We start from the raw sequence: 11,846 nt of genomic DNA on the forward strand, positions 1-11,846 counted from the left end.
TTAGGGACGCGTGCCGCGGGCTCTGCGCGAAGGCTCACGCGCCGGATCCCCCGCCGGGAGCGGGTCCGCCGGCCGTGGAGCCGTCGCCGCCGTCCTCCGGCGGGCGGCGCCCACCGTAACGGACCCAGACGAGGTAGAGCCCCAGGCCCATCCCCAGCAGCAGGCCCACCAGCGTGAGCAGCGACGTGCCCAGCCAGCGGTCGAGCAGGTACCCGCTGCCGCCGAAGAGGAGCAGGCCCGACATCAGGTACGCGAGGACGTTGTAGGCGACGAGGTCGCCCCCACCGCCACCGGCGCGGACGGGCACGTCCTCGGCCGCCGGACGCAGCACCGGGCGGCCGGGGCCGGCGCCCTTGCCGGCGCGGGGGCCGCGCCGCTCCTGCGACGCGCTCATGCGGGCGCCTCGACGAGCCCGCGGTGACGCCAGGTGGCGACGACGTGACCGACGAGCCAGGCGCCGGCGCAGGCGAGGACGGACGCCGCGACCCAGGTGGGCTCCACCCACGGCTGGCGCTGCAGGAGCGCCAGGGCCAGGGCGGTCGCGACGAACTTCACGAGGTAGGTCGAGACGCAGAGCGCCATGAGCATCTGCGGGCCGGCGTCACGCCCCAGGCGGGCAGCCAGCAGCGTGAGCCCGAGGAAGACCGGGGCGACCGAGGCGCCGACGGCTGCGCTGAGCGCAGCGAGGTCACCGCCGAGCAGGGCGGCGACGGTGACCACGACCGCGGCGACGAGGAGCGTGGACCCGCCGACCGGTCGTGCGAGCGCGGGCATCGGCTGCCCAGTCATCTCCTCGCGCGGCACGGTGGGCCTCCAGGCGGCGTCCCTCTCGGGATGGTCGTCGGGTCGGCCGGCGCTGGCCAACCGCGCGGAAAACTACCACGCGTCGGACTTCTGGCCGCTCAGGCGACCGGCGCCCTCACGGCGTCCGAGCGTCGGATGCGGACCGTGACGACGACGCAGGCGAGGAGGGCGGCGCCCCACACGGGCAGGGCCACGTCCAGGGGCACGACGGCGGTCGAGACGGCCCCGAAGGAGATCACGGCCGCCCAGGCGTACATGACGCCGACGGCGCGGGCGTGGCTGTGCCCGAGGTCCATGAGCCGGTGGTGCAGGTGCAGGCGGTCGGGGGTGAAAGGTGACTGGCCCTTCGCCACGCGGCGCACGACGGCCCAGACGAGGTCGAGCAGCGGCAGCAGCAGGACGGCGAGCGGCAGCAGCAGCGGCAGGAAGACCGGCGCCACCTGCACCTGGGAGACGACGGCCGGGTCGACCCCGGAGGCGGCCACGCCCGAGGCGGCCAGCAGGAGCCCGAGCAGCATCGAGCCGGAGTCGCCCATGAAGATCCGCGCCGGGTGCGCGTTGTGCGGCAGGAAGCCGAGGCAGCAGCCGACGAGCGCGGCGGCGACGAGGGTGGCGAGGTTGGAGTAGTCCTCCGGGCTCGCGTCCTGGCTCAGGAGGTAGGTGTAGACGAAGAACGCCGACCCACTGATGAGCATGACGCCGGCGGCCAGCCCGTCGAGCCCGTCGATGAAGTTGACGGCGTTGACCGCCACGAGGACGGCGAGCACGGTGAGGGCGAAGAAGGTCGGTCCTGAGCCGACCGTGACGCCGAACACCGGCAGGGAGAGCAGCTGCACCCCGCCCCAGGCCAGCAGCGAGGCGGCGAGCACCTGGCCGCCGAGCTTGGCGAGCGCGTCCAGGCCCCAGACGTCGTCGGCGACCCCGATGAGGGAGAGCAGCGCGGCTGCGCCCAGGACGGCCCAGGGCCCCCGCGACTCGGCGTAGACGGCGTCGAGGAACGGCAGCTGGCTCGCGACGACCAGCGCGGCCGCGAGGCCGGCGAGCATCGCCGTCCCCCCGAGCCGCGGCGTCGGCACGGTGTGGACGTCGCGGGCACGCACCGGGGACATCGCCCCGAGCCGCTCCGCGAGACGGCGCGCCAGCGGCGTGCAGAGGTACGTCACCGCCGCCGCGGTGAGCAGGACGAGGAGGTAGGCCCTCACCGGTTCTCGGGCGGGGCCTCGGCGGCGTCGGGTCCCGCCTCGCCGTCGGCCGGCGGCTCCGGCGCGACGTCCGCCGAGCCGTCCTGCGCGGACCCGGGCGCCGGGCGGGGGGCGCGCACGTCCGGCACGACGCGGCGCAGCTCCTGCAGGCTCACGACGCCCTCGCGCAGCACCTCGGGGCGGGGGCCGGTGAGGTCGAGCACCGTCGAGGGCTGACCGCCGTCACGGGGCCCGTCCTGCAGGTAGCACGCGACGGCGTCCCCCAGCTGGGCACGGGCGGCCTCGGCGTCCTCCCCCGGCGGCCGGCCGGTGAGGTTGGCGCTGCTCACGGCGAGCGGGCCGCTCTGGGCCAGCAGGTCACGGGCCAGCTCGTCGGCGGGCACGCGGACGGCGACGGTGCCGCCCGTGTCCCCGAGGTCCCAGCGCAGCGACCCCTGCGCCCAGCAGACGAGCGTGAGCCCGCCGGGCCAGAAGGCGTCGGCCAGGTCGTCGACCGAGGTGGACGCCGCACTGCCGGTGCGCTCCAGCAGCGCGTCGACCGCCCGCACGTCGTGGACGAGCACCGGTGGGGGCATGCTGCGGTCGCGACCCTTCGCGGCCAGCAGGGCCGCGACCGCGCCGGGGTCGAAGGCGTCCGCCGCGACGCCGTAGACGGTGTCGGTGGGCAGCACGACCAGCTCGCCCCGGCGCAGGGCGTCGACGGCGGCGGCCAGCCCGGCCTCGCGGCCGTCCGGGACCCGGCAGTCGTGGAGCGTGCTCACGGGGCCGCATCGTGGCACGGCGCCGCGCCCCGCACGGCGCAGACCCACCGGGGACGCCCCGTGAGGTCGCGCTCGCCCCGTGCGCCCGTCCAGGTGGGCGCAGCCAGCGCCGCCAGCATCGCGGGCTGCTGCACGTCGGCGTGCTCGACCAGGACGACCCCCCCGGGCCGCAGCAGCGCCGCCGCGCGGGCCACGACGGCGCGCGGCGCCGCGAGCCCGTCGGACCCGCCGCCGTAGAGCGCCAGGTCGGGGTCGTGGTCGCGCACCTCGGGGTCGACGGGCACCGCGTCCGGCGGGATGTACGGCGGGTTGCTGACGACGACGTCGACGGCGCCCTCCCACCCCGCCAGCGCGCTCCCCGCGTCGCCCGCGACGACCTCGACCGGCCCGCCGAGCCGCTTCCGGGGCACCTGGGCGGCGTTGCGGGAGAGCCACACGAGCGCCTGGTCGCCCAGCTCGACCGCCAGCACCCGCGCGTCCGGCACGCCCGCCGCGACGGCGAGGGCGATGGCCCCCGAGCCGGCGCACAGGTCGACGACCACGGGCGCCCGGCCGGCGTCGACCACGGCTCGGGCTGCGGCGACCGCAGCCTGCGCCACGAGCTCGGTCTCGGGCCGGGGCACGAAGACGCCGGGGCCGACGGCGAGGGTGAGCCCGCAGAAGTCGGCGGCGCCCGTGAGGTGCTGGAGCGGCTCGCGCCGCTCCCGGCGGACCACGAGCTCGGCGAGGGCGCGGCGCACCGCCGCGTCGGGCCCGGCGTCCCCGCGCAGCGCGGCCAGGCGCACCTGCTCGCGCTGGCGTCCCCACGCGTGCGCCAGGAGCACCTCGGCGTCGGGGCGCGGGCTCGCGACACCCGCCGCCGCGAGCCGCGCGGCGACCGCCCGCAGCAGCGCCCCGACGTCGGAGCCGTCGGGCCTCACGCCGTCAGGGGAGCCGGCGTCGGGACGCTCGCCGGTGCTCACCCGCGGCCGGTCTCGGCGGCCTGCAGCCGGGCGTCCTCGTCGGCCTGCACGCACGAGGCGACGACGGCGTCGAGCTCGCCGTCGAGCACGGCGTCGAGCGTGTACGCCTTGAAGCCGGTGCGGTGGTCGCTCACCCGGTTCTCGGGGAAGTTGTAGGTGCGTATCCGCTCGGACCTGTCCACCGTGCGCACCTGCGCCCGGCGCGCGCCCGACGCGGCGGCGTCGGCCTCCTCGGCGGCCAGCGCCCGCAGCCGCGCGCGCAGGATGCGCAGGGCCTGCTCGCGGTTCTGCAGCTGGCTCTTCTCGTTCTGGCAGGAGACGACCAGACCCGTGGGCAGGTGCGTCAGGCGCACGGCGGAGTCGGTCGTGTTGACGCTCTGCCCGCCCGGCCCGGAGGAGCGGTAGACGTCGACCCGCAGGTCGGCGGGGTCGACCTCGACCTCGTCGACCTCCTCCGGCTCGGGCAGCACGAGCACGCCGGCGGCCGAGGTGTGGATACGGCCCTGGCTCTCGGTGACCGGGACGCGCTGCACCCGGTGGACGCCGCCCTCGAACTTCAGCGAGGCGTAGACGCCGTCGGCGGGCTCCCCGCCGCGGCCGCGCACGGCCAGCGCCGCCTCCTTGACCCCGCCCAGGTCCGAGGCCGTCGCGTCGAGCACCTCGGCGCGCCAGCCTCGGCGCTCGGCGTAGCGCAGGTACATCCGCAGCAGGTCACCGGCGAACAGGGCCGACTCCTCCCCGCCCTCCCCGGCCTTGACCTCGAGGATGACGTCGCGGCCGTCGTCGGGGTCGCGGGGCACCAGCAGGCGCCGCAGCCGCTCGGCCGCGACCGCCTCGGCCGCCTCCAGCGCGGGGACCTCCTCGGCGAAGGCCGGCTCCTCCTGCGCCAGCGCCCGCGCCGCCCCGGCGTCGCCCGCTGCCGCCCGCCACGCGGACTCGGCCCGGACGACGGCGCCGAGCTCGGCGTACCGGCGGCCCACCCGGCGGGCACGCGCGGCGTCCTCGTGCAGCAAGGGGTCCGCGAGCTGCTGCTCGAGGGCGGCGTGCTCCTCCAGCAGCGGGGCGACGACGTCGCGCACGCGGGGCTCCTCGGGTCTGGTCGGGCGCGCGCCGAGAGGGGCGCCGGGGCGGGCGGCCGGTGGTCACGGCCTGGACGCAGCGACGGCGCCGACCCGCCCAGCAGGGGCGGACCGGCGCCGTCGGGGGCGCGCTACTTCTTGCCGTACCGCTGCTGGAAGCGGGCGACGCGGCCGCCGGTGTCCAGGATCTTCTGCTTGCCCGTGTAGAAGGGGTGGCACGCGGAGCAGACGTCGGCCTTGATCTCGCCGCTCGTGTCGGTGCTGCGCGTGGTGAAGGTCTCGCCGCACGTGCACGACACGGTCGTCGTCACGTACTCGGGGTGCTGACCGGTCTTCATGGTGTCCTCTCGTCATGGCTGCCGGGTCGTGCGGCGCGGCGCGCGCACGTGAACCGGGGCCCGAAGGTGCGATGGTGCCAGAGCGGCGGCCTCGTCCGGAAACCGGCAGCAGGCCGCGTGGTCACAACGCCGGCAGCCCACGCGCGCTTCCCGCGGCTGCCGGCGCGTGCCGCCGCTCAGGTGCGGGGCGCCAGCTCGCTGGCGGCGTCGCCGCCCGGGCCGGCCGGGGCGGTGCGCTGGACCTGCATGAGGAACTCGGCGTTGCTGCCGGTCTCGCGCAGCTTGCCGAGCACGAGCTCGATGGCCTGGGTGGAGTCCAGCGCGCCGAGCACCCGGCGGAGCTTGTAGACGACCTTGAGCTCCTCGGCGGACATGAGGATCTCCTCGCGCCGCGTGCCCGAGGCGTTGACGTCCACGGCCGGGAAGATGCGCTTGTCCGCGAGGTGGCGGGCCAGGCGCAGCTCCATGTTCCCGGTTCCCTTGAACTCCTCGAAGATGACCTCGTCGGCCTTGGAGCCGGTCTCCACGAGCGCCGAGGCGAGGATGGTCAGGGAGCCACCGTTCTCGATGTTGCGGGCGGCGCCGAAGAACCGCTTCGGCGGGTAGAGCGCCGAGGCGTCGATGCCGCCGGACAGGATCCGTCCCGACGCCGGCGCGGAGGTGTTGTAGGCCCGCGACAGGCGGGTCAGCGAGTCGAGCAGCACGACGACGTCGTGGCCGAGCTCGACGAGGCGCTTGGCCCGCTCGATCGCCAGCTCCGCGACCGTCGTGTGGTCCTCGGCCGGGCGGTCGAAGGTCGAGGCGATGACCTCGCCCTTCACCGTCCGCTGCATGTCGGTGACCTCCTCGGGCCGCTCGTCGACGAGCACGACCATGAGGTGGACGTCCGGGTTGTTGCGCGTGATCGCGTTGGCGATCTGCTGCATGACGATCGTCTTGCCGGCCTTGGGCGGCGCGACGATGAGGCCGCGCTGGCCCTTGCCGATGGGCGCGACGAGGTCGATGACCCGCTGGGTGTACTGGCCGCGCTCGGTCTCCAGGCGCAGGCGGTCCTGGGGGTAGAGCGGCGTGAGCTTGGTGAAGTCCGGGCGACGCCGGGCGGCGTCGGGCGTGACGCCGTTGATGGTGTCGACCCGCACGAGCGGGTTGAACTTCTGCGCGCGCTGCTGGCGCTGCTGGCGTCCGCCGCGTCCACCTCCGCTGGGCGCGTCCTGGCCGTCACCGCCGTCGTCGGAGCGGTTCTTCACCGCACCGGTGATGACGTCGCCCTTGCGCATGCCGTGCTTCTTGACCTGCGCGAGCGTCACGTAGACGTCGTGCGGGCCCGGCAGGTAGCCCGACGTGCGGACGAAGGCGTAGCTGTCGAGGACGTCGAGGACGCCGGCCACGGGGGTGAGGACGTCGTCGTCGGCGACGTCCGGCTCGGCCTCCTGGCCGCCGCCCTGGGCGGGCTGGCCGCTCTCGCGGCCCCGGCGCTTGCGGTCGCGGTAGCGGCCCCGGCGCCCGCGGCGGCCGCCGCCCTCCTCGTCGTCGTCCTGGCCGCGGGTGTCGCGCGGGTCCTGGCCACCGTCCTGCTGGCGGTCCTGCTGGCGGTCCTGCTGGCGGTCACGGTCCTGGCGGTCCTGCTGGCGGTCGGGGACGTCACCGCGCTGCCGCTCGCCGTCACCGTCGCCGTGGCGGGCCCGCTCGCGCAGGTCGAGCGACTGCTCCAGCTGGGCGCGTGCGCTCAACCGCTGGTCGTCGGAGCCCCTGCTGTCGGCACCCCTGTTGTCGCCGCGCTGGTTGTCGCCGCGCTGGCCGGCTCGGTGACCGCCGGCGTCCTGGCCGTCGCGCTCGGGGCGGCCGTCGCGCTGGGCGTCCTCGCCGGAGCGGCGCTCGCGGCGCCCGCCCGCACTCTGCGTCCGGTCGTCGCCGGCGTCGGTGCGTGCAGCGGCTGGGCCCGTCGCGGTCGAGCTCTGCTCGCCGCCCGGGGCTGCTGCGTCGCCGCTGGTGGCCTCGCCCCCCGCGCCCGGGGCCCCTGCCGGCCGCTCGGCGCGGCGGCCCCGCGTCCGACGCGGCGCGGTCTCCTGCTGGTCCGAGGCCGGCTGGTCCTGAGCCTGCCGGGCAGGCCTCTGGGCGTCCTCGCCGCCGGCGGGGGGCTGCGGGCGCTCCCCCTCGTCGTCCCCGCGGCGCGGCTGCGGCGGGGAGACGTGGTCGCCGGCGGGCGCGGCGGTCTGCGTGCTGGCGGACCCGTCGCCCTGGCCGGAGCCGGGACGGCGTCCGCGCGGTGAGGGGCCCTGCTCGGCGCGGATCGCGCTGAGGAGGTCGCTCTTGCGCATGGTCGCGGTGCCCGAGACGCCCAGGGAGGCGGCGAGCTCCTGCAGCTGCCCGAGGCGGAGCTGGGAGAGCGGCGCGCGGCGCGCCGGTGCGCCGCCCGCCTCCTGCGTGGTCGCGGGCTGCGCGATGTCGGTGGTGTCTGTCACGAAGGTCCTTCCCCCTCGTCAGCGGCTCGGCAGATGGCGGCCGCAGGGTGCACCGGCGCTCAGAGGCCGGCAGGGACCACCCCCAGCTCGGCGTGCGCTCGGCACGTCCGCCTGCGTGCGGGGCACGAGGTCGGTCCGCCCGCGGCACGTCGCCGGTACTTCGGTACCGGGAGGGGTGTGGGCGCCGGGGGCTCCCACGGGCTGCGGCTCCGGCACCTCGTCACGGAGGCCCCGGGGTCGTGCCCGGAGCAGGTCCGGCGCCAGAACTGTAGCACCGGGGTCCGGGCACGTCGGGGGACCGGCCTCGCTCACCCACCCGGGCGAGCACCCCCGCGCTGCAGGTGACATGTCGAAGGTGCGGTCGTCCACCTCCGGTGGGAGGGCCTGCCGCCACCTCGGCCCCGGGCAGGTCGTGCCCAGGACCCGTGCCGACGGACCTGCCGAAGCCCTGGCCGCGCTGCGTCACGCCTGCTCAGGGGCTCGAGTCGTCGGCGCGGGGAGCCTCGTGCCGGTCCTCGCGCACGCGCTCCACCTCGCACGACGACGTGCTGACGTCGCAGCTGTGCGCCCTCGTGCCTGCTCGGCGGCCTGCGCCGCTGCCGAGGGCGCACTCCCGGCGGACGACCGTCGTCGTCGCCCGGCCTCGTCGCCGCCCGCGGGCTCGCAGCCCTGCAGGTCGCCGGGCCGGCTCAGGCCGGCGCCCACCGCGCGCCCTGGCGGGCGAGGCCGGGCGCCAGGAGCTCCCAGGACGGCCCGGCGACGCGGCGCACCTCGGCGAGCGCCTGCGCGGCGCCGCCTCGCCGGCCGGCGAGGAGCACCAGGACGCTCGGCCCGGCGCCCGAGACGGCCGCGGGCAGGCCCGCGGCGCGCAGGTCGGCGACGAGGGCGGCGGTCGCCGGCGCGGCGGAGGCGCGCTGCGGCTGGTGGAGCCGGTCGTCCGTCGCCGGCAGCAGCAGCTCGGGCCGGCGCGTCAGGGCCTCGACGAGCAGAGCCGATCGGCCGGCGTTGAAGGCAGCGTCGACGTGCGGCACCGACGCCGGCAGGAGAGCACGGGCGTGCGCGGTCAGCAGCTCGGCACCCGGCACGCAGAGCACCGCGACGACGTCGGGGTGCGGCTCGACGCGCACGGCTCGCCACCGCTGCTGCGCCGGCTCGGGCGCGCCGTCGGCGCCCGGGATCTCCCCGGACGGCTCGGACCACCCCAGCGTCGCCCCGCCGAGCAGGCTCGCAGCGGCGTTGTCGCAGTGGCCCTCCACGCCGGCGGCGACGTCGAGGGCGACGTCGTCGTCCAGCCGTGAGGGGTCGGCCAGCAACCCGCGGGCGAGCACGACGCCGGCGACGACGGCAGCGGCCGAGGAGCCGGCACCACGGCCGAAGGGGACGCCGTTGCGGCAGGTCAGGTGCAGGTCCGGCTGCGGCGCGCCGACGCGCTCCAGCGCGCGCCGCAGCGCCCGGACGACGAGGTGGTCCTCCCCCGCGCCGACCCGGCCGGCGCCCTGCCCGCTGACGTCGACCCGCACGCCGGAGCCCGGCTCGGCGACCTCGACGCGCAGCTCGTCGCGCAGCTCGAGCGCCAGGCCGACGGCGTCGAAGGCAGGCCCGAGGTTGGCGCTGGAGCCGGGAACCGACGCCGTCGCCGCGGTGCCGGGAGCGCCGCCGTCGCGCAGCGGGGCGGGAGCGTGCGGGGAGCCCTCGGCCATGCCCCTCAGCCCTCGAGCCCGAGGGCACCCGCCGCCGTCATCGCGTCGACGGGGACCTTGACGGGCTGGACGTCACCGCCGTCCGCCGCGCGCAGCGCCCACTGCGGGTCCTTGAGGCCGTGACCGGTCACCGTGACGACGACGCGCTGGCCAGGGTCGAGCCGGCCCGCGGCGTGCTGCTGCAGCAGCCCGGCGACGCCGGCGGCCGAGGCGGGCTCGACGAAGACGCCGTCCTCGGCGGACAGCAGCCGGTGCGCGGCGAGGATCTCCTCGTCGGTCACGGAGGCGACCAGCCCGCCGGACTCCTCGCGCGCTGCGACGGCCTGCTGCCACGAGGCCGGGTTGCCGATGCGGATGGCCGTCGCGAGCGTCTCGGGCGTGTCGACGGGGTGGCCGAGGACGATCGGTGCGGCACCGGCGGCCTGGAACCCCCACATGCGCGGGGTGCGCGTCGCCGGCCCGGGCTCGTCGGCGTCGGTCGTGTACTCGGTGTAGCCCTTCCAGTACGCCGTGATGTTGCCGGCGTTGCCGACGGGCAGGCAGTGGATGTCGGGTGCGTCGCCGAGGACGTCGACGACCTCGAACGCGCCGGTCTTCTGCCCCTCGATCCGGTAGGGGTTGACGGAGTTGACGAGCTCGACGGGGTAGGACTCGGCGAGCTTGCGCGCGAGGGTGAGGCAGTCGTCGAAGTTCCCGTCGACCTGCAGCAGGGTCGCGCCGTGGGCGATGGCCTGGCTGAGCTTCCCGAGGGCGATCTTGCCCTCGGGCACGAGCACGCCGCAGGCCATGCCGGCCGCCGTCGCGTACGCCGCCGCCGACGCCGAGGTGTTGCCCGTCGAGGCGCAGATGACCGCCCTGGCGCCGAGCGCCTTCGCGCGGGAGATGGCTGACGTCATCCCCCGGTCCTTGAAGGAGCCCGTCGGGTTGCACCCCTCGACCTTGACGAAGACCTCGCACGACGTGCGCTCGGACAGGGCGTGCGCCGGCACGAGCGGCGTCCCGCCCTCCCCCAGCGTGACCACCGGGTCCTGCGGCCCGAAGGGCAGCCGGTCGCGGTACTCCTCGATGACGCCGCGCCACACGTGGGCCACCGGCTCCTCCTCGCTGGTCTCGAACGGTCAGGGCACCGCCGGCCGGAGCCGGCGGGCGGGGCTACACGCCCTCGACACGCACCACGGACGTGACGCCGAGGACCGCCGGCGACGCGGCGAGGGCCTCGACCGTCGCGGCGAGAGCGGCGTCGGGCGCTGCATGCGTGGAGACGACGAGCGCTGCGCCGCCGTCGCTCTCGCCGCCGAGCGGGGTCTGGCGCACGGTCTCGACGCTGACGCCCTGGTCGGCGAAGACGAGCGCCACCTGGGCGAGCACGCCCGGACGGTCGTGCACCTCCAGCCGCACGTGGTAGCGGGTGAGCGCCTCGCCCATCGACCGCACGGGCAGGTCGGCGTAGGCCGACTCCGAGGAGCCGCGGCCCCCGCCCACCCGGTGCCGGGCGACGGCCACGAGGTCGCCGAGCACGGCGCTCGCCGTCGGGACCCCGCCGGCGCCCTGGCCGTAGAACATCAGCGAGCCCGCCGCGCGCGCCTCGACGAAGACGGCGTTGAAGGCGCCGCGGACACCCGCGAGCGGGTGCTCGCGGGGCACCATCGCCGGGTGCACGCGCACCGAGACCCCCTCGGGCCCTCCCTCACCACCGCCGGTGCGCTCGCAGATGGCGAGCAGCTTGAGCACCATCCCGGCCTCGCGGGCGGCGGCGACGTCGGCGGCGGTGACGCCGGTGATCCCCTCGCGGTGGACGTCGGCCGCGCGCACGCGGGTGTGGAAGGCCAGCGAGGCGATGATCGCGGCCTTGGCGGCGGCGTCGAAGCCCTCGACGTCGGCCGTCGGGTCCGCCTCGGCGTACCCGAGGGACTGCGCCTCCTGCACGGCCTCGCCGAGGTCGGCCCCCGTGGAGTCCATCTGGTCGAGCACGAAGTTGGTCGTGCCGTTGACGACGCCGAGCACGCGCTCGACCCGGTCGCCGACGAGGGAGTCGCGCAGGGGGCGGACGATGGGGATGGCCCCGGCGACGGCGGCCTCGAAGTAGAGGTCGACGCCGGCGGCGTCGGCGGCGGCGTACAGGCGCGGCCCGTCCTCGGCGAGGAGCGCCTTGTTGGCCGTGACGACCGACGCGCCGTGCTCCATCGCCCGCAGCAGCAGGCCGCGGGCGGGCTCGATGCCGCCGACGACCTCGACGACGAGGTCGGCGCGGGTGACGAGCTCCTCGGCGTCGGTCGTCACGAGCGCCGGGTCGACGCCCTCGCGCGTGCGGCCGGCGCGGCGGACGGCGACGCCGACGAGCTCCAGGCGTGCGCCGACCCGCGAGGCCAGCTCCTCGGCGTGCTCCTGCAGCTGACGGGCGACCTCCGAGCCGACGACGCCGCAGCCCAGCAGCGCGACGCGCAGGACGGGCGTGCCCATGCGGTGCCTCCAGGACGACGACGGTGCGCGGGTGCGGACCCCGCGATCCTCTCGCGGTCCACACCTCGGCCGCCTCGC

At 76.8% G+C, this 11,846-nt stretch carries 11 protein-coding genes; all 11 read right to left on the minus strand.

Annotation, left to right across the window (positions count from 1 at the left end):
* Positions 1-34: 34 nt before the first annotated feature.
* The gene (locus tag WDV86_RS11235; protein WP_339567726.1) at positions 35-394 is read right to left on the minus strand and encodes an AtpZ/AtpI family protein; all 360 of its coding nucleotides are present in this window, start codon (positions 392-394) and stop codon (positions 35-37) included.
* A complete protein-coding gene (locus WDV86_RS11240; protein ID WP_339567727.1) occupies positions 391-789 on the minus strand; it encodes a hypothetical protein in 399 nt (132 codons plus the stop codon). The genes WDV86_RS11235 and WDV86_RS11240 overlap by 4 nt, the downstream gene beginning before the upstream one ends.
* Positions 790-902: 113 nt before the next feature.
* Positions 903-2,006: a glycosyltransferase family 4 protein gene (locus WDV86_RS11245; RefSeq protein WP_339567728.1), complete on the minus strand. Its 1,104-nt coding sequence runs from the start codon at positions 2,004-2,006 to the stop codon at positions 903-905.
* Complete coding sequence (locus WDV86_RS11250; protein ID WP_339567729.1) at positions 2,003-2,767, minus strand: L-threonylcarbamoyladenylate synthase; 765 nt, start codon at positions 2,765-2,767, stop codon at positions 2,003-2,005. The genes WDV86_RS11245 and WDV86_RS11250 overlap by 4 nt, the downstream gene beginning before the upstream one ends.
* Positions 2,764-3,687 (minus strand): peptide chain release factor N(5)-glutamine methyltransferase, encoded by a 924-nt coding sequence (prmC, locus tag WDV86_RS11255; RefSeq protein WP_339567730.1) that lies wholly within the window; start codon positions 3,685-3,687, stop codon positions 2,764-2,766. The genes WDV86_RS11250 and prmC overlap by 4 nt, the downstream gene beginning before the upstream one ends.
* A gap of 38 nt (positions 3,688-3,725) precedes the next feature.
* The gene (gene prfA, locus WDV86_RS11260; RefSeq protein ID WP_339567731.1) at positions 3,726-4,808 is read right to left on the minus strand and encodes a peptide chain release factor 1; all 1,083 of its coding nucleotides are present in this window, start codon (positions 4,806-4,808) and stop codon (positions 3,726-3,728) included.
* A gap of 131 nt (positions 4,809-4,939) precedes the next feature.
* On the minus strand, positions 4,940-5,146 hold the full coding sequence (rpmE, locus tag WDV86_RS11265; RefSeq protein WP_339567732.1) for a 50S ribosomal protein L31: 207 nt from the start codon (positions 5,144-5,146) through the stop codon (positions 4,940-4,942).
* A gap of 176 nt (positions 5,147-5,322) precedes the next feature.
* On the minus strand, positions 5,323-7,608 hold the full coding sequence (gene rho, locus WDV86_RS11270) for a transcription termination factor Rho (protein ID WP_339567733.1): 2,286 nt from the start codon (positions 7,606-7,608) through the stop codon (positions 5,323-5,325).
* 689 nt (positions 7,609-8,297) lie between these two features.
* Complete coding sequence (gene thrB / locus WDV86_RS11275; RefSeq protein ID WP_339567734.1) at positions 8,298-9,308, minus strand: homoserine kinase; 1,011 nt, start codon at positions 9,306-9,308, stop codon at positions 8,298-8,300.
* A 5-nt stretch (positions 9,309-9,313) separates the two neighbouring features.
* Positions 9,314-10,399, minus strand: coding sequence for a threonine synthase (thrC, locus tag WDV86_RS11280; protein ID WP_339567735.1), 1,086 nt, complete (start codon positions 10,397-10,399; stop codon positions 9,314-9,316).
* A 61-nt stretch (positions 10,400-10,460) separates the two neighbouring features.
* Positions 10,461-11,768 (minus strand): homoserine dehydrogenase, encoded by a 1,308-nt coding sequence (locus WDV86_RS11285; protein WP_339567736.1) that lies wholly within the window; start codon positions 11,766-11,768, stop codon positions 10,461-10,463.
* Positions 11,769-11,846 lie beyond the last annotated feature (78 nt).

Origin of the sequence: Pseudokineococcus sp. 1T1Z-3, from assembly GCF_037482365.1 — a bacterium.
Classification (GTDB): Bacteria; Actinomycetota; Actinomycetes; order Actinomycetales; family Quadrisphaeraceae; genus Pseudokineococcus.